Genomic DNA, 25,028 nt, shown 5'->3' with positions numbered 1-25,028 from the left:
CAGCTCAGCGGCCGCGGAACCACGCGTTCGCGGCCGCGCCGAACATCAGCGCCATTGCCGAGATCACCGCGACGATGTGCGCGATGCGCAGGCCGGCCGCGGCGAACGCGAGCGCGTCGGCCGTCACGATGAAGAGGCCGGGCGATCCACCGGCGAGCAGCCAGGAGATCGGTTCGATCACGAGCGAGAGCGTGCCGAACCCGCCGAGCAGCACGGCCACCGTCCACCGGACGGCGTTGCGCCCGGTGCGCAGCGCGAGCACCAGTGCGGCGAGCACCGCGTAGAGCCCGAAGCGCGCGGCGAGCTGGCCCGCGGTGGGCGGCTCGGGGAACAGCAGGTGGAGGAGCGCCTCGGCGGCCCCGGCGCCGATGGCGCCGAGCCAGAGCAGCACCGAGAGCTGGACGGTGGGCGGCGCGCTGCGGACGGCGGCGGAGGTCATGCACTGGAGTGTTCGCCGCACCAGTCGCTCCGGGCTGCCCGGCGAACCCCCGTGCCGGAACGGGGGAAATCCCCACCCGGGACCCGGAATCATCTGGTAGAAATGAAGATTGCGCTTGCCACTGAATAGCGGCTTTCGCGCTTCTCAAACAATTCTACCAGAGGAGTTCGGGAATTGTCGAGCGTGGATGACGACCGGCGCCACATCGCCCTCCTGTACGACCGTTTCGACGCCGAGCGGGCCGCCGCGGAGCGCGAGCTGGTGGCCGCCCAGCGGGGGTCGGGGAGCTCGCCGGGCGAGCGCGCGCTGCGGGAGGTCGCGGTGCGCGTGCAGACCATGCGGCTGGGCCGGTTGCGCGCCGGCGGCGACGGGCTGTGCTTCGGCCGCACCGACGCCGTCGACGGCACCCGGACGTTCGTGGGCAGGCTCGGCCTCCTCGACGAGGACCTGGAGCCGATGCTGATCGACTGGCGGGCGCCCGCCGCACGCGCGTTCTACACGGCGACGGCCGCGCGTCCCGAGGGCCTCGTGCGCAGGCGGCACTTCCGCACCCGGGGGCGGGCCGTGCTGGACGCGCACGACGACGTGCTCAGCCGGGAGGGAGCGGACGGCTCGGCGGGCGCGGACGCCGCACTGCTCGCCGCCCTCGACGCGCCGCGCACCGGACCGATGCGCGACATCGTCGCCACGATCCAGGCCGAGCAGGACGAGATCATCCGGCTCGGGCACACCGGGCCCACCGTCATCGAGGGCGGTCCGGGCACCGGGAAGACGGCCGTGGCACTGCACCGCGTGGCCTACCTGCTCTACACGCATCCGCAGCTGGCCCGGCGCGGCGTGCTGGTGCTCGGTCCGCACCCGCGGTTCCTCGAGTACATCTCGGCCGTGCTGCCCTCGCTCGGGGAGACCGACGTCGTGTTCGCGACGCCGGGCGAGCTGCTGCCCGGCCTCGCCACCGGCCGGGAGGACGACCCGGACGCGGCGCGCGTGAAGGGATCCCTCGCGATGGTCGACGTGCTCGCCGCGGCCGTGGCCGACCGGCAGGAGGTGCCGGCCGAACCGATTGCGGTCGAGCTGGACGACGTCACGGTCGAGATCACCGCGGAGCTCGCGGCGGCGGCCCGCGAACGGGCCGTCGCCGGCGGCCTGCGGCACAACGAGGCCCGTCCGGTCTTCGCCGCTGCCGTGCTCGACGCGCTCGCCGAGCAGGCCGTCGACCGGATCGGCGCAGGCTGGCTCGCGCCGCGCGAGGTCCCCGAGCTGGCCGCCGACCTCCGGGCGGATGCACGGGCCGAGCTGGGCGGGAGCCCACAGCTGCACGCCGCCGTGGACGCGCTGTGGCCGGAGCTCACGCCGCAGCGGCTGCTCGCGGACCTGTTCACCTCACCGGAGCGCCTCGCCGTGGCGGCGGCCGCGCTGCCGCCCGCCGACCGGGCGGTGCTCTCCCGCGCGGACGGCGCGGACTGGACGGTGGCGGACGTGCCGCTGCTCGACGAGGCGGCCGAGCTGTTGGGTCCGCAGGCCGCGGCCCGGTCCCGCCGGGTACGAGCGAGGCGCCGCGCCGCCGAGGGCCTGGGCTACGCGGCGGACGTCCTGCGGTTGCTCGACACCGAACCGGCGGACGACGACGAGATCCGGGCCGCCGACCTGGTCGGCGCGGACCTGCTCGCCGAGCGGCAGGAGGAGGTCGACCACCGCACGATCGCCGAGCGGGCCGCCGCCGACCGGGAGTGGGTGTACGGGCACGTCGTGGTCGACGAGGCGCAGGAGCTGTCGGACATGGACTGGCGCGTGCTGGTGCGCCGCTGCCCCACCCGCTCGTTCACCGTGGTCGGCGACCTCGCCCAGCGCCGGTCGGCGGCCGGGGCCCGTTCGTGGGCCGCGGCGCTGGACCGGCACGCGCCGGGGCGCTGGACCCATCGCGTGCTCACCGTCGGCTACCGCACGCCCGCCGAGATCATGGCGGTGGCCGCCGACGTGCTGGCCGCGCACGCCCCGGGCGCCACCCCACCGGAGGCCGCACGCAGCACCGGCGTGCGGCCGTGGGCGCGGCGCGTGCAGCCGGACGAGCTCGAGGCCGCCGTGCGCGAGGAGGTCGACGGCGACGGGTCGGTGGCGGTGATCGCGCCGAGCCCGTTCCCGGACGTACCGGGGGCCACCGTGCTCACCCCGCGGGAGGCCAAGGGCCTCGAGTTCGACACCGTCCTGCTCGTCGAGCCGCAGCGGATGGACGCTGCGGACCTCTACGTGGCGCTCACCCGGGCCACCCAGCGGCTCGGCGTGCTGCACAGCGAGCGGCTGCCGGCGTCGCTGCACCGGCTCGTACCCCGCCGCGGGCATCAGGTCCCGGCGAGGAGCTCCACGACCGGGGCGAACTGCTCGAGGAACGAGCCGTTGACGCTGACGTAGGACAGGCCGTACTCGTCCCGGCGACGCCGCAGCTCGTCGGCCATCTCGGCGGGCGTGCCGCCCACGAGGGTCTGTGAGTCGTGGGCGGCGAGGGTGGCCCGGTCCGCACCGATGAACTTCTGGGTCCACGGCGGGATCTCGTCGTCGCCCACGGCGAACAGGTTCATCGAGATCTCGATGTCGCCCGCCCGCTCGCCCGCGGCGTCGCGGAGCGTGGCGGCCATGCCCGCGAGGTGGTCGCGTCCGGCGAGCGGTGGCGCGGCGAGCGTCACGATGTCGGCGGTGCACGCCGCCAGCGCGAGCGCCTTCGGGCCTCCGGCCGCCACCAGCACCGGGGTGTGGCGGTCACCGTCGAGCTCGCGCAGGTGCTCGATCGACTCGGCCACCCCACGCAGCCGCTCCCCCGCCGAGCCCCACGGCCTGCCCAGGGCCTCGGCGAACCGCTGCGCCTCCGGGCGCCCGGTCCCGATGCCGAAGTCGAAGCGACCCTCGGTGAGCACCGAGAGCGAGTGCCCCTCCCAGGCCGCGGCCCGCGGGGACCGCAACGGACCGGCCAGCACGAACGCGCCCACGCGCAGCGTGGTGGTTGCACAGGCCGCCACGGCGAGCGAGGGGAACGGGGACAGCAGCTGCAGCCCGTCGGGCATCAGCAGGGTGGAGTAGCCGAGCTCCTCCACCCGTTTCGCCGTGGCCGCCCACTGCGTGCCGCCGCCCTCCGGCGTCACCACCACCCCGAAGCGGAACTTGTGGTCCGACATGACCCCTCCAGAACGATTACAAATCTGAACGATTACTTGGAGAGTACCGTTCTAGCGCTGTACGGTCTACCCCGTGGCACTGGAGAACCCGCCCGGATCGGCCTTCCTGCTCGCCGCGGTCGGCGCGCACGCCGCCGCCCGCTTCGCCGAGCGCGTGGCCGAGCTCGACCTCACGCCCCCGCAGATCGGCCTGCTCGGGCTCATCGCCGCGTCGCCGGGGCAGAGCCAGCAGGCCGTGGCCCACGTGCTGGGCATGCCGCCGAGCCGGCTCGTGGGCCTGGTCGACGCGCTCGCCGACCGCGGGCTCGTCGAGCGCAGGCGCAACCCGACCGACCGACGCCTCCACGCGCTGCACATCACCGACGCCGGCCAGGCCGCGCTCGGCAAGATCGCGACCATCGGCCGTGAGCACGACGACGCGCTCTGCCGCAGCCTCGACAGCTCCGAACGCGAGACGCTGCGCACCTTCCTCTCCCGCATCGCCGCCGACCAGGGCCTGCGTCCCGGCATCCACCCCGGCTACCGCACCGTGTAGCGGTACCGCTCCCGCACGGCGGCGCCCCGTTTGCCGACATCCCACGGACGGGTAGTCACGGCGTTTCGAAGCCCTTCGAGCCGAGGAGATGGCGATGGGGCTGCTAGGAGGCCTGACCGGCCTCGTGTCGGGGCTGCTCGGTGCCGTGGTCGGCCTGGTCTCCGCCGTCCTGCGCGGAGTACTGGCCCTGGTCCTCGCGGTGCTGGCGACGGTATTGCTGGTCGTTGCGGCGCTGCTGTGCGCCACCATTCTGCTGCTGCCCCTGGGAATTCCCCTCGGGGCGATGGCCCTGGACCTGTACGGGCAGGCGGCGAAGATCCTCACCGGGAACACCGGGCCGGAGAGGACGCTCCGCAGGGCCGGGGACGCACTGCGCGCGCGACGCAGGCGGTCTCCGATCTGAGCCGGGTGTTCAGCGCGATCACGGCGAGGTGGTCGTCAGCCGATCTCCGGTAGCAACCATCTGCCCGTGGTCACCGGAAGGCGGTCACGGGCCGCAACCCCGACGCGTGATCAGGCCCGCGCATGACCAGGTCGACACCACGGGTGCTGGTCCACGGTCGAAGACCCACGTCGTCGACCTGACCATGAAACGCTGCCGTGGGCGCGCCGCACCGGATCGGGAATCGGTCATGTTGATGTGGCCTGCACCCATACGACCCGACGATCGATGGGGCCCGAACACAGGGTGGAACGGCCGCCGCCGCCGTACCGTCCAGCGGCATGACCACCGCCGCGGCACCGCCGCTGGCCGGGCGCCGCGCGCTCGTCACCGGTGCGGCGTCGGGCATCGGGGCCGCATTGGCCCGGCGCCTCGCCGCCGATGGGGCGCAGGTGCTCGCCGTCGACCGGGACGAGGCCGGACTCGCAGGCCTCGCGCGGGACGCGGCCGTCGAGCCCGTGCCGTGCGACCTGTCCGACCTCGCGGCCGTCGACGCGCTGCCCGCCGACGTCGACGTGCTGGTCAACAACGCCGGGCTGCAACACGTCGCCCCGATCCACGAGTTCGATCCCGAGCGGTTCTCGCTGATCCTGCGCGTGATGCTGGAGGCGCCGTTCCGGCTGGCGCGCCGCGCGCTGCCGCACATGTACGCCCGCGGCTGGGGCCGGGTCGTCAACATCTCGAGCGTGCACGGGCTGCGCGCCAGCCCGTTCAAGTCGGCGTACGTGACCGCGAAGCACGGCCTCGAGGGCCTGTCCAAGGTCATCGCGCTCGAAGGCGCGGAACACGGCGTCACGAGCAACTGCATCGATCCCGCCTACGTACGCACGCCGCTCGTCGAGCGGCAGATCGCCGACCAGGCCCGCATCCACGGCATCGATCCCGGCGCCGTGGTGGAGCGGGTGATGCTCGCGCCCGCCGCCGTGAAACGGCTCGTGGAACCGGACGAGGTTGCCGAGCTGGCCGCCGTGCTCTACGGGCCGGCGTCGGCGTCGATCACCGGAACGTCGCTGTCGATGGACGGCGGCTGGACCGCCCACTGAAGGAAACGGAGACACCGTGGTCACCGATCGACAGTCCCGCACCAGCATCATCAGGGTCGTGGCGGCCAGCATGGCCGGCACGGCCGTCGAGTGGTACGACTTCTTCCTCTACGGGGTCGCGGCGGCCGTCGTGTTCCCCGCGGTCTTCTTCCCGTCGGACGACCCCGCGGTCGGCACCCTGCTCGCGCTCGGCACGTTCGCGATCGGGTTCATCGCGCGGCCGCTCGGCGGCCTGGTCTTCGGCCACTACGGCGACAAGATCGGGCGCAAGAAGCTGCTGGTGATCAGCCTGGTCGCGATGGGGGCCGCCACGTTCGCGATCGGCCTGCTGCCCGGGTACGCCACGATCGGCCTGGCGGCGCCGCTGCTGCTGGTGGTCCTGCGCCTCGTGCAGGGCTTCGCGATCGGCGGGGAGTGGGGCGGGGCCGTGCTCATCGTCTCCGAGCACGGCGACCCGGCGCGGCGCGGCTACTGGGCGAGCTGGCCGCAGGCCGGCGTGCCGGTCGGCCAGCTGATCGCCAACGCGCTGCTGTTCCTGCTCGCCGCGGTGCAGAGCGAGGCGGCCTTCCAGTCGTGGGGGTGGCGGATCCCGTTCCTGCTCTCCGCGGTGCTCGTGCTGATCGGCCTCTACATCCGGCTGTCGATCGAGGAGTCGCCGGTCTTCCGGGAGGCGCAGGCCCGGGCCGCCGAGCGCGCGGCCGCCGGCGAGCGGGAGGTCGTCCCGATCGTCGACGTGTTCCGCCGCTACCCGCGCGAGGTCTTCACGGCGATGGGCGCGCGGTTCGTCGAGAACGTCTCGTACTACATCTTCACGATCGTCATCACGACCTACATGACGAAGCGGCTCGGGCTGTCCAGCTCCTTCGTGCTCGGTGCGGTCCTCATCGGCACCGCGGTGCACCTGGTCGTCATCCCCATCTGGGGAGCGCTGTCCGACCGCTTCGGCCGCAAGCCGGTCTACCTGATCGGCGCCGCGGGCGTCGGGGTGTGGGCCTTCGCGTTCATCGCGCTCATCGACACCGGCAACTTCGCCCTCACCACGCTCGCCGTGATCGGCGGCCTCGTCTTCCACGCCGCGATGTACGGTCCGCAGGCGGCGTTCCTGTCGGAGCTCTTCGGCACGAAGGTCCGCTACTCGGGCACCTCGGTCGGCTACCAGCTCGCCTCCGTCGTGGCCGGCGGGCTGGCACCGATCATCGCCGTGGCGCTCTACACCTCGTTCGACAGCGGGTACGCGGTGGCGGTCTACGTGGCGCTCAGCGCGCTGCTCACGATCGCGGCGGTCGCGACCTACGGAGAAACCCGCCACCGCGACCTCGCCGAGGACCACGCGATCGCACCCGCCCGCTGATCGGTGGGCGCCACGGCGGCCGATGGCATCATCACCGCCGTGTCGCGCACCGCGCTGGAGCTGCTGCGCCTGCTCGCCCAGGACGTGCCCGCCGAGCGCATCGAGGAGCAGGCGCGGGTGCTCGCGGCGGCCGACCCGGAGACCGGCGCGGTCGCGCGGGAGCTCGCCCTGCGCGTCCGGGCCGGGATCGACGCGCACCGGCGCCGCGAGACGGAGCTGTCCGCGCTCGTCGACATCGCCCGCGACCTCGCGTCCCTCCCGGATCCGGGCGGCGTGCTCGACACGATCGTGCGGCGCGCCCGCAGCCTGCTCGGCGCCGACGTCGCGTACCTGACGCTGGCCGACCCGGAGCGCGGCGACACGTTCATGCGCGCCACCGACGGGTCGATCTCCGGCCGGTTCCAGACCCTGCGGCTGCCGCTCGGCGCCGGCCTCGGCGGCCTCGTGGCGCAGACGCGGCGGCCGCACTGGACCGCCGACTACCCGTCCGACGCCCGCTACGACCACACCACCGAGATCGACGCGGCCGTGGACGAGGAGGGGATCGTCGCGATCTGCGGCACGCCGCTGCTGGTCGGCCGGGAGTTCGTCGGCGTGCTGTTCGCCGCGCACCGCACGCGGCGCCCGTTCGCCCGCACCGAGGTGGCGTTGCTCGGCTCGCTCGCCGCGCTCGCCGCCGTCACGCTCGTGCAGGTGCGCCGCGCGGCGGAGACGGCGGACGCGCTCGCGGCCCTGTCGGACGCGCACGCCGGGATCGAACAGGCCGCCGCGGCGCACGACCGGTTCGCCGGGGTCGTGCTCTCCGGCGGCGGGGTCGACGACATCGCCGCCACCCTCGGCGAGCTGCTGGGCTGCTGGGTGGCGGTGCTGGACGTCGACGACCAGCGGCTCGCGGCCCACGGCCCGGTGCCCGACGGCCTGGCGGAGCTCCCGGCGGTACGGCGGGCCGTGGACGCGGCCCGGCTGGTGGGTGCCGACGGAGCGTCCGCGGTGGCGGTGCGCGCGGTCGGCCAGCGCCTGGGCACCCTCGTGCTCGGCGGCCGTGCCGCGCTCGACGACGGGCAGGTCCGCACGGTCGAGCGGGCGGCGATGGTGACGGCGCTGGTACTGCTGTTCCGGCTGCGTGAGGCCGAGGCCGACCAGCGGGTGCGCACCGACCTGCTCGCCGACCTGCTGGCCCGCCCGGCGGGCGAGGTGGACCCGGCGTTCGTCGAGCGCGGCAGGCTGCTCGGGCTGCGGCTGCGCACGCCGCACGTCGTCGCGGTGCGCCGGGGCGGTCGTGGCCTCGGGAACGGGCTCGCGGGCCGGCACGACGGGTGGGCGGTCGCCGTCGTACCGGGGCGCGACCCCTCCGTCGTGGCCGACGACCTGGCCCGACGCCCGGGGCGCGACGCCGGCGCGGTGGGCGCGGCGGGCCCCGTCGTGCCCGCAGCGGGTCTGCGCGACGCGTTCGCCGACGCCCGGCGCACCGCGGACGCCCTCGCCGCGCTGGGCCTGTCCGCGGGCTCCGCCCGCGACCTCGGCTTCGCCGGGCTGGTCACCGGCGACGCCGCGGACGTCGAGGGGTACGTGGAACGCGTGCTCGGCCCGGTCGCGGCCCACGACGCCCGCCGCGGCACGGACCTGCTGGCCACCCTGGAGGCCTACTTCGCCGCCGGCGCGAGCCCCACCCGCGCGGCCGGCGCGCTCCACGTCCACGTGAACACGGTGGCCCAGCGCCTCGAACGGGTGGCGGCGCTGCTCGGCGACGACTGGCACACGCCCGACCGCGCCCTGGAACTGCAGTTGGCCCTCCGGCTGCGCCGGCTGCGCGGGGGCTGAGGCCGGGTCCGGCGATCGCAGCAAGGCCACCTTCACGCAACGTGGTTGCAGGAATGGCCACCTTGCCGACGACCCGGCACCGACGCACGACGCGGCGCCGGATGGTTCCCGCCGGTCGCTCGGCGGCTACCGTTCGGCGGCGATCTCGTCACAAGCCGATCACCGATCGTGATCGTCCACTCGACGGACCACCCACATCCATCCGCAACCCACCCATGAATCGTGCGTTGAGCCCGATGACCGGGGCCGGCGGAACGGGGAGCCTCCGCCGGCTTCGGTTGATCTTCTTGTCCGGGGCTCAGCGCAGGCGGAACACCGGGTAGCCGGGGGCGATCGCGAGCAGGGTCTCGTCGGACGCGGTGTGGTCGACACCGTCGAAGAACACGCCCACCTCGAACTTCCAGCGCCGCAGGTACGCGCGCAGGATCCCGGGCTTGTCCGCGTCGGCCAGCTCGTCGGCCACGAACGCCTCGGTCCGCCTGCCGAGCCGCAGCTCCCCCGCTCCTCCCGCGGCCCGCAGGTTCCGCACCCACTGCGTGTGGCCGCGCGGGGCAACCAGGTACCGGGCGCCGTCGTGCGTGAGCAGGTTGACCGGCACGGTCCGGTATTCCCCGCTGCTCCGGCCGCGTACGGCGAGCACGCGGGACCCCCAGATGCTCACCCCGCGCGCAGTCAGCCACCTGACGACGATGTTGAACAGCTCGGTACCGCGGCCGGTCTCGACGTAGCGCGGGGTGGCGCTCATGGTGACTCCTGATTCGATTTGCGAGCAGTGCTCTTGTTGGAGACAAGTGAACCGGAGCAGGCGTCGCCTGTCAAGAGCAGTGCTCTCGTTTCGAGATGCAGATCAGACCACGGCGGGGACCCGGTTGCGCCGCAGCTTCGACAGCAGCGCGAACCCCGCCGCCGTGACCACGGCCATCCCCACCCCCGCGCACAGGCTGAGCAGCGGATCGCCCCCGGTGACCGGGCCGAGCGCGAGCCCGACCAGCAGCATGTACACGCTCCACGCCGCCGAGCTCGCGATCGACCACGGCAGGAAGCGGCGCACCGGGAGGCCGAAGCGCCCCGCCGCCGCCGTGCTCACCAGGCGCCCGCCCGGCACGAACCGCGCGCCCACGAGCGCGATGCCGGGACGCCGGAGCATGTGCCGGCGCACCCATGCCGACACCTCGTGCTCGTTGTCGACGGTGCGCGCCACGAGCTTGTGCGAGCAGCGGCCGAGCCAGAAGACCACAGCGTCACCGAGCACCGAACCGGCCAGCGCGGCCACGAAGAGCCCGATCACCATGCCCACGTCGGCGCCGCCGAACGCGGTGGTGGCCGCCGACATCAGGATCGTCTCGCTGGGGAGGACCGGGAACGGCGCGTCGACCGCGATCATCACGACGAGCAGCGGCAGCAGCCATGAGCTGTGCAGGAGCGCGTCGCAGACGGTCAGGACGTTCAACAGCGAGGTCCTCTCGATCGCGCGCTCCCGAGGGCACGGGGCGGGGGGAGCCTGCCCAGCCTCCCAGACGCCGCACGCCGGCGTCAGTGCGGTCCCCGTCACTCCGTCGCGGGACGAGCACGGCGCCGCCCGGAAAGTCGATCTACGCTCGCCGCGTCCGCCGCCCGTCCGGGAGTGATCCGTGGTCCTTCGCCGCATCGCCGTGCTCGGCGTCGCCGTCATCGCACTGGCGCTCGTCGGCGCTCCGGCGCACGCCGCGCCGGCCCCCGCGGCCCCGATCACGCCGGGCGCACTGATGATCAGCCCGGTGGACGAGCACGTGACGAGCTCGTGCACGGCGGCCTTCGTCTTCGCGGGCCGCGCCACGACCTACCTGGGTTACGCGGCGCACTGCGCCGGGGCGAGCGAGTCGATGGGCCTCTCCGGGTGCGAGGAGCCGACGCTCCCGCTCGGCACCGGCGTGACGATCGTCGGGAACGACGGCTCCCGTGCGTCCGGCCACCTCGCCTACACCTCGTGGGGCACGATGCAGCAGCGTGGGGAGTCGGACCCCGAGCTGTGCCTGCACAACGACTTCGCCCTCGTCGAGCTGAGCCCCGCCGACGGCGCACGGGTGGACCCCACCGTGCCCGTGCTGGGCGGCCCGACGGGGCTGGACTCCGACGGCACGGTGTCCGGCGAGCCGGTGGCCAGCTACCAGCCGCAGGCCGGCCCCACGAGCGTCAAGCAGGGCCGCAGCCTCGGTATGACCGGCGACCGGCTCTCCCACCGGGTCGAGACGAGGCCTCCCGGCCGGCCGGGCGACTCCGGTAGCGGCTACCTCGACGGCGACGGCAGGGCCTTCGGCGTGCTCTCCACCCTGTTCACGGACGGCAGCTCCACCAACGGCGTGACCGACCTCGCCCACGCGCTCGCCTACGCCAACACCTTCGGCGGGATCGGCCGGGTGGCGCTGGTGCCGGGAAGGCAACCGTTCAGGCTCCGCGACTGAGGACGGCGGTCAGGAAGCCCTCCACCAGCGGCCCCAGCACCTCCGTGCGGAGCATCAGCTCGGTGTGCCGCGTCCTCGGGAGCACCGCGAGCTGGGCGTCGGGGATGAGCTCCAGCATCTCGGCGGCGTGCTCGATGGGCACGAAGTCGGTGTCGCCGATCACGAGCAGCACGGGGGCGGTGATCCGGCGCATGTCGTCGGCGGACCAGCCGGGTGCGGTGTGCACGATGTCGTTCAGCTTCGGCCACGTCGTCGGCGAGGTCGGGGTAGGTGGGCGTCCCGTCGGTGTCGGCGGTGCGCCCGTGGCCCTGCAGCTCCACCGCGATCACCCGGTGGGACGCGGCGAGCCGCGGGATCGACCGCCCGAACGAGAGCTCGATGGTGTGCAGGCCGCCGTGCAGCAGCACGAGCGGGTGACTGCCGCCGTGCTCCTCGTAGTAGAGCTGGAGCCCGTTGACGGGCGCGATGGTCATGCACTACCGACCGCAGTACGCCACCGGAATCACCGCTACGGTTCGACCGCCACCTCGAGCACGAGCGGCCGCGACCGCTCGCCCAGGGTGGGCACCACCTCGTCGAGGGCCGCGACGAGCCCGGCGTGATCGGTGACGCGCCGGGCCGGGCAGCCGAGTGACTCGGCGAGGCCGGCCACGCTGACCTCGTCGAACGCCGGCCATGGCGGCTTGCCGCCGTGCTGCTCGGCGAGCCGGTCCATGATCGCGTAACGCCCGTTGGCGAGCACGACGAACAGCACGCCCACCCCGTAGTGCCCCGCGCTCCACAGCGACTGGATGCCGTAGAGCGAGGAGCCGTCGCCGACCACCGCGACCACCGGACGCCCGGGATCCGCCATCCGCACCCCGATCGCGGCGGGCAGCGCGAACCCCAGCCCGCCCATCGCGGCGCTGAGGAACCCGAGCGGGCTCCGGGCGGGCAGGAGCCGGTGCAGGTCCGGCCGGCTGGACGGCGTCTCCTCGACGACGACCGTCTCCGCCGGGACGCGCGCCGCGAGCGCCGCCACGACGTGCGCGGCACGCAGTGGCTCGCCCTCGCCCGGCTCGGCGGGGACGGGAGCCCGCGAGACCGTCGGCGGCGCCGCATCCGGCCGGTCCGGCACCCGCGCGGCGAGCAGGGCGCACGCGGCGGCCGGATCGGCGAGCACGGCGAGGTCGGCCGGGCTGTGGTGCGCGTCCTCCGCGTCGTCGGTGACGAGCGCGACGGCCGTGCCCCCGGCGACGAGCGGCCCCTCCTCGTACGGGTACTGCCGGAACACGGGCGCACCCACGACGAGCACGAGGTCGTGGCCGGCGAGCGCCTCCCGCAGCCCGGCCCGCCCGGCGGGCAGGTGCCCGGCGAACTGCGGGTGGTCCTGCGGGAACCCGGCGCGGGCGGAGAACGGCTCCTGCCAGACGGGGCAGCGCAGCCGCTCGGCGAGCCGGACGAGGGCGTGCCAGGCGTCGGCGTCGTCGGCGTCCGCCCCCACCACGAGCGCCGGCGACGCCGACCCGGCAACCAGTGCGACGAGCTCGTCGACCACGGCGGGGTCGACGGCGTCGGCCCGGTGCAGCACCGCGGGGGCGGGCACCGGACCGTCCTCCGCGGGCGCGGACCAGTCGTCGCTCGGCACGATCACCAGCGCCGGTCCCCTGCCTGCGCGCGCCTCGTGCCACGCCCTGGCAACGGCGCCGGGCACGTCCTGCGGCCGCGCGGGCGTGCGCACCCACACCGGGTAGTTCCCGGCCAGCCCTTCCAGCTCGCCCGCGAGGAACGGCTGCAGCGCGAGGTGTCGGCGGTCCTGCTGGCCGACCAGCACGACGAGCGGCACGCGGTTGACCCGCGCCGTGGCGAGGGCCCCGACCGCGTTGCCGAGGCCGGCGGTGGTGTGCAGGTTGACCAGCGCCGGCCGGTCCAGCGCGGTCGCCCAGCCGGTGGCCATGCCCACCACGGAGCCCTCGTGCAGGGCGAGGACGAACGCGATGTCGTCGGGCAGGTCGGTGAGGAACGCGACCTCGGTGGAGCCGGGGTTGGCGAAGATCGTGGTGAGCCGGTGCCGGCGCAGGACGTCGAACGTGGCGTCGCGGACGGTACGGATCACGCGGTGTCCCTGGTCGTGGGCGTCGTCGTCACGCCTGCGCCGACCGCGGCCACGGCGACCGCGCCGATCGCCGCCACCACTGCGAACACGTAGAAGCCCCACGGGTAGGCGATGCCCGCCGTGAGCAGCGCCCCGCCGATCAGCGGGCCGCTGATCGCGCCCAGGCGGCCGACGCCGCTCGCGGCGCCGATCGCGGTGCCACGCGCGGCCGCCGGGTAGAACTGGCTGACGTACGCGTAGACGAGCACCTGCGCGCTGAACACGAACACCCCGGCCAGCAGCACACCGATGTACACGCCGATCCCGGGCAGCCGGATGGAGAGCACCGCGAGGAAGAGTGCCGCGGCGGTGAACCAGGCGAGCACGGCCGGCCGGGTGCCGACCCGGTTGGCCACCTGGCCGGCCACCAGCAGGCCCAGGATCGCGCCGATGTTCAGCACGAGCAGCAACGCGAGCGCCGCGCCCAGCTCGTACCCGGCCGATCGCATGATCTCGGGCAGCCACGTGTTCAGGCCGTAGACCAGCAGCAGGCCCATGAACGAGGTCACCCAGAACGCGATCGTGGCGCGCAGGTAGCCGCCGCCGAACAGGATGGCGACCGGGTTGTGCCGCTCGCGCGCCTTGTCCTGGAGGAAGGACTCCGACTCGGGCAGGTACCGGAGGATCAGCGGCACGAGCACGAGTGCCGGCAGCGCGCCGATCACGAACATCGCCCGCCAGCCCAGCGCCGGGATGACGACGATCCCGAGCAGCGCGGTGATCACGGCACCGACGTGGTAGCCGGTCATCAGCACGGTGGTGGCGCCGCCGCTCCTCCCGACGCGGGCGTACTCGTTGACCAGCGCGATCGCCACCGGCAGCACGCCGCCGAGCCCGAGCCCGGCGAGGAAGCGCAGCACGCCGAACGTCCACGGGTCCGGCGCGACCGCGCACAGCAGCGTGAGCACCGAGAAGCCGAGGACGGTGAAGAGCATGGTGCGGCGGCGGCCGATGACGTCGGTGACGGTGCCGATCGCGATCGCCCCGACCATCACGCCGACGAGGCCCACCGAGGAGATCAACGCCCCGGCGTTCGGCGTGAGGCCCCAGACGCCGTCGCGGAGCATGGGGGACAGGACGACGCCCAGCACCACGAGGTCGAAGCCCTCGAGCGCCACCGACGCCCATGCGAGCGGCGCCACCCATCGGGCCCCGCCCCGTTGTTCGGTCGGATACTGCGTCGGATCCGCTGACATGCGCGGGAGTATCGGCGCGGGGGTCGATCCCGTCAGGGCCTCCTCCCACTCAGCGGAAGATGACGTGGTCCGAGTGCCCGGCCGATCGCCGCTGCAGTCAGGCGCACCGCCGGGACCAGTGGCTGGAGGTTCCCGGTGCCGCTGGGCACCACCACGGACACGCTGGCCACGACCTTCCCCGCCGGCCCGGTGATCGGCGCGGCCACCGAGGCGGCCCCGTCGGTCATCTCGTCGCGCGACAGGCAGTAGCCCGCCCTGCGCACCTCGGCGAGGGCGATGGCCAGTTCGTGCGGGTCGGTGATGGTGCCCGATGCCATCCGGGGCAGCCCGCGCTCCACAACGCCGGCGACGAACGCCGGAGGCGCGTACGCGAGCAGCACCTTGCCCGGCCCGCTGGCGTGCGCGGGCATCCGCCTGCCCACCCGGGACCGCACCGGGACGTCGGCGTGCCCGGGCAGCCGTTCGAGGAACAGCGCCTGGTGGTCGTCGAGCACGACGAGGTGCACGACCTGGCCCGTGACGGCGCCGAGGTCCTGGAGGAACGGGAGCGCGGCGTCCCGCAGGTCACGGGCGAGCGGCGCGAGAGCGCCGATCTGCCACAGCCGGATGCCGATCCGGTACCGCCCGCGGCCGGGGCGCTCCAGCGCTCCCCACGCCACCAGCTCGGCGACCAGCCGGTGCACGGTGGCCGCGGCCAGCCCGGTGGCCGCCACGATCTCGCCGAGCGCCTGCTCCGGGCGTTCGTCGGAGAACGAGCCGAGCACCGCGAAGGCCCGGTCGAGCACCGATCGTCCGGGTTCGGAGGCCCCGCCCGCCATGGCCGTCCCCTCCCGACCGCTGAGTTCTGCCGCGCGCCCAGGTCCTACTCCCGATACCACGTACGCGCCACCCCGGAGGAACCCGATGACCACCGCCGGCACGACCCGCTCCCGAACCGCCCACCGCGCCCTGTGGGTCCTGCAGATCCTGCTGGGGATCTTCTTCGTCGTCGCGTCGGCGGCGCCCAAGTTCTGGGGCGACCCGTACGCGGTGCAGCTCTTCACCGACATCGGCGCCGGGCAGTGGTTCCGGTACTTCGTCGGCGCCGTCGAGCTCGCGGGCGGCATCGGCCTGATGGTGCCGCGGCTGGCCGGGCCGGCGGCCGTCGGCCTGATGGCCTTGATGGTCGGGGCTGCCTACACGCAGGCGGTGGTGCTGGGCGCCCCGGCGATGGTCCTCACCCCGGTCATCGTCTTCGTGCTGGCCGCCGTGATCGCATGGGGCCGTCGCGACTCGATCGCCGCGTGGCTACCGGAGCGGTGACGCGGCCCGCGAGACCGAGAAACGGGCACCCCGACCGGGGCGCCCGTTTCTCGGTACACATTTCCGGAATGCGGGTCAACGTTTCGCCGTCAACTCGCACTTGATCGGGGCATCGCCGACCTGCGGGTCCGACGAGCCGGTGCCGAGGATGCCCAACAGGTTGCCCAGCCCGAGCGTGGCGGTGACGTCCGGACAGACGTTCAGGCCGTTCAGCACGTTGAGGTCACCGAGGTTGAGCAGGCCGTCCTGTGGCGCGTCGTCACCGGTGATGGCCTGTTCCGAATCTTCGTCGCCCTCCGGCGACTCACTCGCGTTGGCGATCGGGGCGAGCGCCAGCACGGCCGCCAGGCTCGCGGATACGACGATTCCTGCTTTCTTCCACACTTCGTCTCCTGAGTGGGTGAACTGTGCGGTCGCAACTGACAGTCAGAAAACTAACCGCGCGATCGCGGCCGCTACCACGGGTGTCCCCCCATCGTGTGCTCGAATCAGGAGTGCGTGTTTACCGCGGCCGGGAGCTGGGAAGCGGAATTGCGGCCGCCACTCTTCGTGATCGACTTCCGCGGACTCCCCGGAAGATCACCTGGACGCCATCACGGTGAGTGATGGGCCGGTTCCCCTCCGCGCGGGCGACCCCGACGGCGCGTCCGGGTGATCATCGGGGACCGAGCTCGGCCCGCCGCCGCTCGAGGAACGCGCGCTCGGCCGCGTTGCCGGCACCCGCGATCGCGGCGTCGTAGGCCCGCCCGGCCTCCACGGCACGGCCGAGCCGGCGCAGCAGGTCCGCCCGCACGCCGTGGAACAGGTGGTGGTCGCCGAGATCCAGCCGGTCCACGAGCTCCAGGCCCGCGGCCGGGCCGTCGACCTCGGCGACGGCCACGGCCCGGTGCAGCGCCACCACCGGGTTCGGCGCCACCGCGAGCAGCTGGTCGTAGAGCGCGACGATCTGGCGCCAGTCCGTCGCCTCCACGCTGGGCGCGTCGCTGTGCACGGCGTTGATCGCGGCCTGGATCTGGTACGGCCCCGGCCGCCCGCGGCGCAGGCACTGGCGGACCAGCGCCCGGCCCTCGGCGACGAGCGCGCGGTCCCAGCGCGAACGATCCTGGTCGGCGAGCAGCACGAGGTCCCCGGACTCCGTCGTGCGGGCGGGCCTGCGGGACTCCACGAGCAGCATCAGCCCGAGCAGCCCGACGGCCTCCGGTTCGTCGGGCATCAGCTCGACCAGCAGCCTGCCGAGCCGGATGGCCTCCGCGCAGAGGTCCTCGCGCACGAGCCGCTCCCCCGCGCTCGCCGTGTAGCCCTCGTTGAACACGAGGTAGACGACGGCGAGCACCGCGCGCAGCCGGTCCGGCAGCTCGGCCTCGTCCGGCACCCGGTACGGGATCCGGGCCTTGCGGATCTTGCCCTTCGCCCGGACGATCCGCTGCGCCATCGTCGCCTCGGGCACGAGGAACGCGCGGGCGATCTCCGCGGTCGTGAGGCCGCCGAGCAGCCGCAGCGTCAGCGCGACCCGGGCGGCGGTGGCGAGGGCGGGGTGGCAGCAGGTGAAGATCAGCCGCAGCCGGTCGTCACGCACGGCGAGCTCCTCGTCCGGTTCGTCGCTGCCGGCGGCGAGCAGCGCGGCCTGCGCGTGCCGGTCCGCGCGGGACGCCTCCCGGCGGAGGCGGTCGATCGACCGGTTGCGGGCGGTGGTGATGATCCAGCCGGCCGGGCTGGGTGGCAGGCCGGTATCCGGCCACCGCTCGACCGCGGTCGTGAAGGCGTCCTGCACCGCCTCCTCGGCGGCGTCGATGTCGCCGAGGACGCGGGTCAGGACCGCCACGGCCCGCCCGTACTCCCGGGCGAACACGCCTTCGATCTCGGCGGTGGAGAGCACAGGCCGTCAGCAGGTGCCGAAGTGCAGCGGCCGCACCTCGATCGGGAGCGTGATCGCCCGCGCGAGCTTGCGCCCCCACTCCAGCGCGGCGTCCAGGTCGGGCGCCTCGATGATCGTGAAGCCGCCGAGGTGCTCCTTGCCCTCCGCGAACGGGCCGTCCGTCACGAGCACCTCGCCCTCCTGCGCCCGCAGCACGGTGGCCGTGCTCGGGTCGTGCAGACCTGCGGCGAACACCCACGCGCCCGCGGCACGCATCTCCTCGTTCACCTGCTCCAGGTCCCGCATGATCGGCTCGAGGATCTCGGGCGGCGGCGGGTCGCCCGCGGGCTGGTAGATGCCGAGCATGTATCGGGCCATGTGTCTCCTCCTCCTGGTGGTTCACCCTCCATACGAACGGCGACGCCCCGCATCGACAGATCCTGTCGGACTTCCTGGCTAGCGTCCGCCCCCGTGACCGAGCCTGCCTTCCTCACCACCACCCGGGCGTCCTACGACGTCGTCGCTACCGACGCTGCCGAGCGCTGGAAGGACGAACTGGCCGGCCAGCCGCTGGACCGGGCCGTCCTCGCCGTGTTCGCCGAGCTCGTGCTCGCCGGGGGTGGCGGGCCGGTCGCCGACGTCGGGTGCGGCACCGGCCGGGTCACCGGCCACCTGCACGGCCTCGGCCTCGACGTCTTCGGGATCGACCTGTCCCCCGGGATGCTGGCGATCGCCCGCAGCGACCACCCGGGGCTGCGTTTCGACGTCGGCTCCATGACCGCCCTCGACGTGCCGGACGCCGCGCTCGCCGGCGTCATGGCCTACTACTCGACCATCCACGTCCCCGACGACCTGCTGCCGCAGGTGTTCGCCGAGTTCCACCGCGTGCTGGCACCGGGCGGCCACGCACTGCTCGCGTTCCAGGTCGGCGACGAGCCGCTGCACATGTCCGAGGCGTGGGGCCACGAGATCGCGCTGGTGTTCCACCGCCGCCGCCCGGAGCACGTCAGCGCGCTGCTCGCCGCCGCGGGCCTGCCCGTCCACGCCCACGCGGTGCGCCAGGCCAACGCAGGCGAGCGCACCCCGCACGCCTACCTCCTGGCCCGCAAGGCGGCCGCAGGCGGATGATGCCGCCCATGGAGGCCGACGAGGCGAGGCGCTGGTTCGATTCCTACCTCGCCGACTTCATCGCGCTGGGCCGCGGCGATCTCGACGACGTGCGGCGGATCCTCGACCACTACGGCGTGCCGATGCTGATCAGCACCGATGCCGGCACCACCGTCCTCACCGACGCGGAGCAGGTCCACGCCGTCGCGAGGCAGCAGGTGGACGGCATGCGCGCGGCGGGCTACGACCGCAGCGAGGAGCTGACCGGGGAGACCACCGTCCTCAACCGCACCTGCGCCGTCCACCGCGCACGATTCGCCCGCCTGCGCGCCGACGGCACCGAGATCTCGCAGCTCGAGGCCACCTACGTGATCACCGACGGCGCCGGTGGCCGGCGGGTCTCGGCGATCATCGTGCACTCGGAGCGCTAGCGGGGGCCGCGCCGTCACACACCAACGTCGGTGCCGGCACACCAACTGCAGTTGGTGTGTGAGCGCACGAGTTGGTGTGTGGCCGGCGGGCTTCCCGCCGGCCGAGGCGTGACACACCAACTTCGGTGCCCGCACACCAACTGCAGTTCGGGTGCCGGCACCACGGCTGGTGTGCGAGCCGAGAAGTCGCCCCGCGGCGCCTGCCTGCCGCCCACGCACCCCGAATCGCTCGACGCACCTCCCGCCGCCCGACGCCACTCGTCGACGGCGAGCGCGACGCACCAACCAGTGCGTGAGCCCGCCGCCTCCGCCGTCGCCCCGGGCAGGAAGCCGTCGAGGAACCGCTCGGTGACGGGCATGAACGTGCGTGACGGGGAGTACATTCACGGTTGGTGTGCCGGGAAGCCTGGTCGGCGTCGGATCGGATCGGCTTGATCGGAGCGCGCCATGGTCCCCGTCTCCTCACCCACGGTCGTCTCGCTCGGCGACGTCGAGCCCGGGGACGTCGGCCTCGTCGGGGGCAAGGCCGCCGGCCTCGCCGAGCTGATCAGGTCCGGTGAGCGCGTCCCGGAGGGCTTCTGCATCACCACCGAGGCGGGTGAGCCGGCAGGCGACCTGCGCCGGCGGATCGTCGAGGCATACGAACGGCTCGGGTCGGGCGCCGTCGCCGTCCGGTCGAGCGCCACGGCCGAGGACCTGCCGCACGCGAGCTTCGCGGGCCAGCACGAGACGGTCCTGAACGTCCGAGGCGCCGACGCGCTGATCGAGGCGGTGCGGCGCTGCCGGGACTCGCTCGACACCGAGCGCGCGGTGGCGTACCGCGCGGCGGGCGGCTTCGGCGACGCGGCGGTGCAGATGGCCGTGGTCGTCCAGCGGATGGTCGACCCGGCCGCCGCGGGCGTGCTGTTCACCGCCAACCCGATCACCGGTACGCGCACCGAGATGGTCGTCGACGCCGTCGCGGGGCTCGGCGACGTCGTCGTCGACGGCAGCGTCGTCCCCGACCACTACGTACTGGACGGCAGGCCGGACGAGCGCGCCCACGGATGCCTGACCCCGGCGCAGCTCGCGGAGCTGCGTGAGACGGGCGACCGGGTGCAGCGGCGGGCCGGATCACCGCAGGACGTCGAGTTCGCCTTCGACCGCGACGGCACGCTGTGGCTCCTGCAGTCCAGGGCGATCACGACTCTGTTCCCGCTGCCGACGTCCCCGCGTCCAGGGCCGCGCGTCTACTTCGAGGGCGGCCACATGCAGGGCATGCTGCGGCCGTTCACGCCGATGGGCATGTCGGTGATGCGGGTCGCCACGGCGTTGTACTTCCGGTCCATCGGCATCCCCGCCGATCCGCTCGACGGCCATCGCGGCATCGTCGACGTGGCCGGCCGGATGTACCTCGACCTCACCGGATACGTCCGCTACAGGCCGTTGCGGACGAAGCTGCCCGGCGCGATGACGATCTACGGGCCGCGGGTGGCCACGGCACTGGCCCGCGTGCTGGACGATCCCCGGTTCGCACCCCTGCCGGGCAGGCCCTTCCGGCTCCGCACGGCGATCACGGTGACGGCGCGGGTGGCGCCGGGACTCGTCGCCGGGCTCGTCAGCGCGCTGGTGAACCCGGCCCGGGCCCGGGAGCGGGCGTTCCGCGCCGCCGCCGACGTGGAGCGCCGGTCGCACACGCCGGAGGGCCTGGGCACCGCCGAGCGCCTGCGCGTCGCGGCGGCGTTCCAGGGCTCGTTCCTGAGCACGGGGATGGCCGAGATGCTGCCGCCGCTCTACGCGTCGATGCTCGCGAGGGCGGGCGCGATCGGCCTGCTCCGGGGCGTGGCCGCGGAGAGCGAGGTGGACGAGACGCTGCGCGGGATGCCGGACAACGTCACGACCGAGATGGACCTCGCCCTCTGGCGGCTGGCGGCGGCCGCGGGCGAGCACCGCGACCTGCTGCTGAACACCCCGCCCACCGAGCTCGCCGCCCGCTACCTCGCGGGCGGGCTGCCCGAGTTCGGGCTCGGTGAGTTCCTGCGCGCCTACGGGCACCGGGGTGCGGCCGAGATCGACGTGGGCGTGCCGCGGTGGGCCGAGGACCCGGCCCCCGTGTTCGCCGCGATCGCGGGCTACCTGCGGCTCACCGACCCGGAGCAGGCGCCCGACCTGCGCTTCGCGCGGGCCGCTGCGGAGGCCGTCGCGAAGATCGACGAGCTGGTCGCGCGGGCGCGCCGCACGCGGCCGGTGCGGGCCCGGATCGCCGGCTTCCTCCTGCGCCGCTCCCGCGCCCTCGCCGGCCTGCGCGAGCTGCCCAAGTTCGCCTGGCTCCACGCACTCGCCGAGATGCGCAGGCAGCTACTCGCGGCCGGCGCCGAACTGCGGGAGCGCGGCCTGCTCGACCGCGCCGACGACGTCATGTTCCTCGACGTCCGGGAGGCCATCCTCGCGGCCGGCGAGCCCGGGGACCTCCGCAGCCGGATCGCCGACCGCCGCGCCGAGTACGCGCGGGAGACGGCGCGCCGCAGCGTCCCCGGGCTCCTGCTCTCCGACGGCACCATCCCCGAGGCGCTGGCACCCGCCACCCCTGCCCCGGAGGGCACGCTGGCCGGCATGGCGGCCGCGCCGGGCAGCGCCACCGGCCGGGCCCGCGTGATCCTCGACCCCGCAGGCGCCCACGTCGAGCCCGGCGAGATCCTCGTGGCGCCGACCACGGATCCAGGCTGGACGCCGCTGTTCATGACGGCGGGCGGCCTGGTCACCGAGACCGGAGCGGCGATGGCGCACGGCCCCACCGTGGCCCGCGAGTACGGCATCCCGGCCGTCATCTGCGTCCGGGACGCCACGCAGCTGATCACGACCGGCCAGGTGATCACCGTCGACGGCGCGGCGGGGACCGTGACAGTGGACCAGGAGGACGGGGCGACATCCCCGGGTAGCCGACCGGATCGTTGACGCAGGAGCTACGTGGCCCAGCCGTTCTCGAACATCGCGAAGATCTCGGCGATCGCGCGCTCCGGGTCGGCAGCGGGGGCGGCCAGGTCGCGCGCCTCGAGCGCGAACCGGGCCAGTGCCGCGCACCTGACGTCGTCCTCGGGCGCCCCGGCCTCCTCCGCGATCGCCCGCCCGAGCGCCGTCTCGTGCCGCAGCCACATGCGGTGGGAGTAGGCGCGCAGCGCCAGCGTGTCCTCGACCAGGCGCAGGAACTGCGCGAGCTCCTCCACGTCCCGCCTCGACCGCGCGAGGTGGGCACGCAACGCCTGCGGGATCGACACGCCGGTGCGCGCTCGCGCACGGCGGCGACCAGCCCGGCCTCGACGTCCTGGTCCTCGTCGAAGACCGGCGCCGCGCCGCCCACCTGATGCCACCGCTGGGCGTGGGCGCGAACCTCGCGATGCTCGACGGCGCCGAACTCGCCACCGCCATCGCCGCCGAGCCCACCGTGGACGACGCGGTGCACGCCTACGAACGCGTGATGCTGCCGCGCTCCGCCGAGATCGCGAAGGAGTGCCTGGAGGGCCTCGACCAGTTGCTGCCCGCGGCGTAGCCGGCCCCCTCGGCGTTCACGCCGACATCAGGTCGATGAGCGTCCGCGCCGCCACCGACGCACCGTCGCTGCGGATGGTGGCGCTCACCTCTCTCGCCCGCTCGTTCGTGTCCTCGCGGAGAGCGGATCCGAGTGCGGTGGACAGGGAGGCAACGGTCGGCGCCGGACCGTCGTGCCCGGCGCCGATGCCCAGTTCGGCCACACGCTCGGCCCAGTACGGCTGATCCACGATCTGCGGCACGATCACCTGCGGTGCGCCCGCCAGCGCCGCCGTCGTCGTCGTGCCGGCGCCGCCGTGGTGCACGACCGCCGCCACCCGCCGGAACAGCTCGCGGTGGTTCGCCTCGCCGACGGCGAAGCAGTCGTCCTCCTCGTCGACCAACCCCAGGTCCGCCCAGCCCCGGGAGACCAGCGCGCGGCGGCCCTGCGCTCGGATCGCCTCGACGGCCACCGCGGCCGCGTCGGGCGCGCCGGCCATCTGCATGCTGCCGAACCCCACGTACACCGGGGGGTCGCCCGCCTCCAGGAAGGTCACGAGGTCCGCGGGCAGCGGCCGGTCGTCCGGCATGATCCACGCCCCGGTCTGCAGGGGGTCGAACCCCAGCGTGTCCTGGAGCGGCCAGAGCACCGGGTCCACCGCGAGCCAGGGCCGCGCGGTGAAGACGTGGTCGCGGACGTCGTCCACCGGCGGCAGGCCGAGCGCGGCCCGGTGCGTGTTGAGCGGCTCGCGGTACAGCGCGTTCACCCGCTCGGCATCGATCTTCCACAGGACCCGGCGGTCGGTCTCGCCCGGTGGGAACGGCTTCCCCGGCCGCGGCCCCGGCCTGCGGTGCAGTGACGGGATCCCGACCGGGTGGAAGCCGGCGAGCACGTAGTGGATGCCGAGGTGCTCGGCCACCGACCGGACGCCCGCCGGCATCAGGCCGGTCGCCACCACCGCGTCGCAGTCCTCGGCCGCCTTCCCGATCACGTCGAAGTGCTCGGCGACCAACGCGGCGGCCACCTCCGCCGGTGCCGGCTTCGAGGCCACCAGCTCGCGCACCGCGAAGCCCATCGGCACGAACGGCACGCCGACGCCGGCCACCCGTTCCGCGAAGTCCGGCGGCGCGCACATCCGGACGTCGACGCCCCGTGCCCGCAGCTCGAGCCCCAGCCCCAGCAGCGGCTCGACGTCCCCTCGGGACCCCCACGTCGACAACAGAACTCGCACTACGCCACTCCCCGTTTCCCCAGTTCCCGCGTCCGGCCGGGAATTGTGCGCCATGAATGGGGTCTTGCCGCAAGGCCGGGGGCGTGTTATACGTTGAAAATGGAAGGGGTCGATCTCCTTCCATTTTCCGTCTTCCCGCCGGCGAAGTCAGCTGCTGACGTCCATGCGTTGGGTGCCGACGACCGACAGCAGGCGCAACGCCTCCTCGGACGGCGAACCGGGATCGGCGGTGTAGATGACGACGTGCTGATCGCGGTCGGCCACATCGAGCACGTCGCAGTTGACCGTGACCGGACCGACCAGCGGATGCCGGAAGGTCTTGCACAGGGTCCTCGGGGCGTCGACAGCCCCCGCCTCCCACAGCCTGACGAACTCGTCACTCCCGCCGAGCAGCTCGTCCACCAGCCCGGCCACCTCCGGCGAGTCGGGGTACCTGGCCATCGCGCCGCGCAGGCCGACGGCCACCGAGCTCGCGAACTCCTCGACGTCCGACACCCCGTACAGCCGGCGCCCGTCGGGCCACGGCCCGAGGAATGCTCGGCGCGCGAGGTTCCGGTCCCGGCGCGACGCGGCCGAGAAGTCCTCCATCAGGGCGGCCGCCAGGTCGTTCCAGGCGAGCACCTCGTAGATCGCCGAATTGACGGTGGCGGCAGCCAACGGCAGCCGCCGCACCAGGTCCAGCAGGCTCGGCCGTACGTCACGCGGCGGGCCCGGCGGCCGAGCCGGTAGCACGCCCGCCAGGTGGTGCAGGTGATCGCGTTCGGCGTCCGACAACCGCAATGCCCGTGCCAGACCGGCCAGCACCTCACGCGACGGGTTCGGACCGCGCGCCTGCTCCAGGCGGGTGTAGTACTCGGTGGAGATGAACGCGAGCTGCGCCACCTCCTCACGGCGCAGGCCGGGCGTCCGCCGACGGCGCCCGGCGGGCAGGCCCACGTCGGACGGGGTGATGCGCGCCCGCCTGCTGCGCAGGAACTCGGCCAACCCCGATCCGGTCACGACCCCAGTATCCGCAAGCTGCACGGCCC

26 protein-coding genes are annotated in these 25,028 nt (G+C 74.0%); 12 read left to right on the top strand and 14 right to left on the bottom strand.

Going from position 1 to position 25,028, the window contains the following annotated elements; all coding sequences use genetic code 11:
- Positions 1 to 4 precede the first annotated feature (4 nt).
- The gene (locus tag ABEA81_RS11265; RefSeq protein ID WP_345604901.1) at positions 5 to 439 is read right to left on the bottom strand and encodes a hypothetical protein; all 435 of its coding nucleotides are present in this window, start codon (positions 437 to 439) and stop codon (positions 5 to 7) included.
- 183 nt (positions 440 to 622) lie between these two features.
- On the opposite strand from ABEA81_RS11265, the gene ABEA81_RS11260 reads away from it, so the two are divergent.
- Positions 623 to 2,848 carry a UvrD-helicase domain-containing protein gene (locus ABEA81_RS11260; protein ID WP_345605055.1) on the top strand — a complete coding sequence of 742 codons (2,226 nt, stop codon included), beginning with the start codon at positions 623 to 625 and terminating at the stop codon, positions 2,846 to 2,848.
- Here the strand turns inward: ABEA81_RS11260 and ABEA81_RS11255 are convergent.
- Positions 2,779 to 3,606, bottom strand: coding sequence for an LLM class flavin-dependent oxidoreductase (locus ABEA81_RS11255; protein ID WP_345604900.1), 828 nt, complete (start codon positions 3,604 to 3,606; stop codon positions 2,779 to 2,781). The genes ABEA81_RS11260 and ABEA81_RS11255 overlap by 70 nt on opposite strands.
- 73 nt (positions 3,607 to 3,679) lie before the next feature.
- On the opposite strand from ABEA81_RS11255, the gene ABEA81_RS11250 reads away from it, so the two are divergent.
- The 5 genes from ABEA81_RS11250 to ABEA81_RS11230 all read left to right on the top strand — a co-directional run bounded on the left by ABEA81_RS11250 (position 3,680) and on the right by ABEA81_RS11230 (position 8,798).
- The gene (locus ABEA81_RS11250) at positions 3,680 to 4,141 is read left to right on the top strand and encodes a MarR family winged helix-turn-helix transcriptional regulator (RefSeq protein WP_345604899.1); all 462 of its coding nucleotides are present in this window, start codon (positions 3,680 to 3,682) and stop codon (positions 4,139 to 4,141) included.
- Between the two features lie 94 nt (positions 4,142 to 4,235).
- Entirely contained in the window at positions 4,236 to 4,544 is a 309-nt protein-coding gene (locus ABEA81_RS11245) for a hypothetical protein (RefSeq protein ID WP_345604898.1), read from the top strand.
- A 320-nt stretch (positions 4,545 to 4,864) separates the two neighbouring features.
- On the top strand, positions 4,865 to 5,626 hold the full coding sequence (locus tag ABEA81_RS11240; RefSeq protein ID WP_345604897.1) for a 3-hydroxybutyrate dehydrogenase: 762 nt from the start codon (positions 4,865 to 4,867) through the stop codon (positions 5,624 to 5,626).
- Between the two features lie 70 nt (positions 5,627 to 5,696).
- The gene (locus tag ABEA81_RS11235) at positions 5,697 to 6,977 is read left to right on the top strand and encodes an MFS transporter (RefSeq protein WP_345605054.1); all 1,281 of its coding nucleotides are present in this window, start codon (positions 5,697 to 5,699) and stop codon (positions 6,975 to 6,977) included.
- Between the two features lie 39 nt (positions 6,978 to 7,016).
- Positions 7,017 to 8,798 carry a helix-turn-helix domain-containing protein gene (locus ABEA81_RS11230; protein WP_345604896.1) on the top strand — a complete coding sequence of 594 codons (1,782 nt, stop codon included), beginning with the start codon at positions 7,017 to 7,019 and terminating at the stop codon, positions 8,796 to 8,798.
- A 298-nt stretch (positions 8,799 to 9,096) separates the two neighbouring features.
- Here the strand turns inward: ABEA81_RS11230 and ABEA81_RS11225 are convergent, their stop codons facing one another.
- Together ABEA81_RS11225 and ABEA81_RS11220 are read right to left on the bottom strand one after the other, a co-directional pair.
- Positions 9,097 to 9,543, bottom strand: coding sequence for a nitroreductase/quinone reductase family protein (locus tag ABEA81_RS11225; RefSeq protein ID WP_345604895.1), 447 nt, complete (start codon positions 9,541 to 9,543; stop codon positions 9,097 to 9,099).
- A 102-nt stretch (positions 9,544 to 9,645) separates the two neighbouring features.
- Positions 9,646 to 10,248 carry a DedA family protein gene (locus ABEA81_RS11220; RefSeq protein WP_345604894.1) on the bottom strand — a complete coding sequence of 201 codons (603 nt, stop codon included), beginning with the start codon at positions 10,246 to 10,248 and terminating at the stop codon, positions 9,646 to 9,648.
- A 181-nt stretch (positions 10,249 to 10,429) separates the two neighbouring features.
- Here ABEA81_RS11220 and ABEA81_RS11215 point away from each other — a divergent pair, with 181 nt between their 5' ends.
- Entirely contained in the window at positions 10,430 to 11,239 is an 810-nt protein-coding gene (locus ABEA81_RS11215; RefSeq protein ID WP_345604893.1) for a serine protease, read from the top strand.
- Here ABEA81_RS11215 and ABEA81_RS11210 read toward each other — a convergent pair.
- From ABEA81_RS11210 to ABEA81_RS11195, 4 genes are all read right to left on the bottom strand, one after another.
- Positions 11,223 to 11,465 (bottom strand): alpha/beta fold hydrolase, encoded by a 243-nt coding sequence (locus ABEA81_RS11210; protein ID WP_345604892.1) that lies wholly within the window; start codon positions 11,463 to 11,465, stop codon positions 11,223 to 11,225. The two genes, ABEA81_RS11215 and ABEA81_RS11210, sit on opposite strands and share 17 nt — an antisense overlap.
- Before the next feature lie 282 nt (positions 11,466 to 11,747).
- Positions 11,748 to 13,334 carry a benzoylformate decarboxylase gene (gene mdlC / locus ABEA81_RS11205; protein WP_345604891.1) on the bottom strand — a complete coding sequence of 529 codons (1,587 nt, stop codon included), beginning with the start codon at positions 13,332 to 13,334 and terminating at the stop codon, positions 11,748 to 11,750.
- Entirely contained in the window at positions 13,331 to 14,569 is a 1,239-nt protein-coding gene (locus tag ABEA81_RS11200; RefSeq protein ID WP_345604890.1) for an MFS transporter, read from the bottom strand. Before ABEA81_RS11200 ends, mdlC begins: the two co-directional genes overlap by 4 nt.
- A gap of 32 nt (positions 14,570 to 14,601) precedes the next feature.
- The gene (locus ABEA81_RS11195) at positions 14,602 to 15,387 is read right to left on the bottom strand and encodes an IclR family transcriptional regulator (protein WP_345604889.1); all 786 of its coding nucleotides are present in this window, start codon (positions 15,385 to 15,387) and stop codon (positions 14,602 to 14,604) included.
- Positions 15,388 to 15,472: 85 nt separating this feature from the next.
- On the opposite strand from ABEA81_RS11195, the gene ABEA81_RS11190 reads away from it, so the two are divergent.
- A complete protein-coding gene (locus ABEA81_RS11190; protein ID WP_345604887.1) occupies positions 15,473 to 15,871 on the top strand; it encodes a DoxX family protein in 399 nt (132 codons plus the stop codon).
- A gap of 75 nt (positions 15,872 to 15,946) precedes the next feature.
- On the opposite strand, the gene ABEA81_RS11185 is transcribed toward ABEA81_RS11190, so the two are convergent.
- From ABEA81_RS11185 to ABEA81_RS11175, 3 genes are all read right to left on the bottom strand, one after another.
- Complete coding sequence (locus ABEA81_RS11185) at positions 15,947 to 16,210, bottom strand: hypothetical protein (RefSeq protein WP_345604886.1); 264 nt, start codon at positions 16,208 to 16,210, stop codon at positions 15,947 to 15,949.
- A 316-nt stretch (positions 16,211 to 16,526) separates the two neighbouring features.
- Positions 16,527 to 17,747 carry an RNA polymerase sigma factor gene (locus tag ABEA81_RS11180; RefSeq protein WP_345604885.1) on the bottom strand — a complete coding sequence of 407 codons (1,221 nt, stop codon included), beginning with the start codon at positions 17,745 to 17,747 and terminating at the stop codon, positions 16,527 to 16,529.
- Between the two features lie 6 nt (positions 17,748 to 17,753).
- Positions 17,754 to 18,104, bottom strand: a complete 351-nt coding sequence (locus ABEA81_RS11175; protein WP_345604883.1) for a YciI family protein — start codon at positions 18,102 to 18,104, stop codon at positions 17,754 to 17,756.
- 93 nt (positions 18,105 to 18,197) lie between these two features.
- Here ABEA81_RS11175 and ABEA81_RS11170 point away from each other — a divergent pair, with 93 nt between their 5' ends.
- The 3 genes from ABEA81_RS11170 to ABEA81_RS11160 all read left to right on the top strand — a co-directional run bounded on the left by ABEA81_RS11170 (position 18,198) and on the right by ABEA81_RS11160 (position 22,198).
- The gene (locus tag ABEA81_RS11170) at positions 18,198 to 18,854 is read left to right on the top strand and encodes a class I SAM-dependent DNA methyltransferase (protein ID WP_345604882.1); all 657 of its coding nucleotides are present in this window, start codon (positions 18,198 to 18,200) and stop codon (positions 18,852 to 18,854) included.
- 8 nt (positions 18,855 to 18,862) lie between these two features.
- On the top strand, positions 18,863 to 19,264 hold the full coding sequence (locus ABEA81_RS11165; protein WP_345604881.1) for a DUF6841 family protein: 402 nt from the start codon (positions 18,863 to 18,865) through the stop codon (positions 19,262 to 19,264).
- Between the two features lie 447 nt (positions 19,265 to 19,711).
- Complete coding sequence (locus ABEA81_RS11160; protein WP_345604880.1) at positions 19,712 to 22,198, top strand: PEP/pyruvate-binding domain-containing protein; 2,487 nt, start codon at positions 19,712 to 19,714, stop codon at positions 22,196 to 22,198.
- A gap of 8 nt (positions 22,199 to 22,206) precedes the next feature.
- Here ABEA81_RS11160 and ABEA81_RS11155 read toward each other — a convergent pair whose 3' ends face one another.
- On the bottom strand, positions 22,207 to 22,518 hold the full coding sequence (locus ABEA81_RS11155) for a hypothetical protein (protein ID WP_345604879.1): 312 nt from the start codon (positions 22,516 to 22,518) through the stop codon (positions 22,207 to 22,209).
- A gap of 86 nt (positions 22,519 to 22,604) precedes the next feature.
- Between ABEA81_RS11155 and ABEA81_RS11150 the strand changes: the two genes are divergently transcribed.
- Complete coding sequence (locus ABEA81_RS11150) at positions 22,605 to 22,790, top strand: hypothetical protein (protein ID WP_425570504.1); 186 nt, start codon at positions 22,605 to 22,607, stop codon at positions 22,788 to 22,790.
- Between the two features lie 16 nt (positions 22,791 to 22,806).
- Here the strand turns inward: ABEA81_RS11150 and ABEA81_RS11145 are convergent, their stop codons facing one another.
- Complete coding sequence (locus ABEA81_RS11145) at positions 22,807 to 24,000, bottom strand: glycosyltransferase (RefSeq protein ID WP_345604878.1); 1,194 nt, start codon at positions 23,998 to 24,000, stop codon at positions 22,807 to 22,809.
- Between the two features lie 147 nt (positions 24,001 to 24,147).
- Positions 24,148 to 24,999: a helix-turn-helix transcriptional regulator gene (locus ABEA81_RS11140; protein WP_345604876.1), complete on the bottom strand. Its 852-nt coding sequence runs from the start codon at positions 24,997 to 24,999 to the stop codon at positions 24,148 to 24,150.
- Positions 25,000 to 25,028: the final 29 nt, after the last annotated feature.

It is taken from the genome of Pseudonocardia adelaidensis, from assembly GCF_039543345.1.
Classification (GTDB): domain Bacteria; phylum Actinomycetota; class Actinomycetes; order Mycobacteriales; family Pseudonocardiaceae; genus Pseudonocardia; species Pseudonocardia adelaidensis.
Note: the sequence above shows the minus strand (reverse complement) of the source record. Positions and strands in the feature narration are given on the sequence as shown.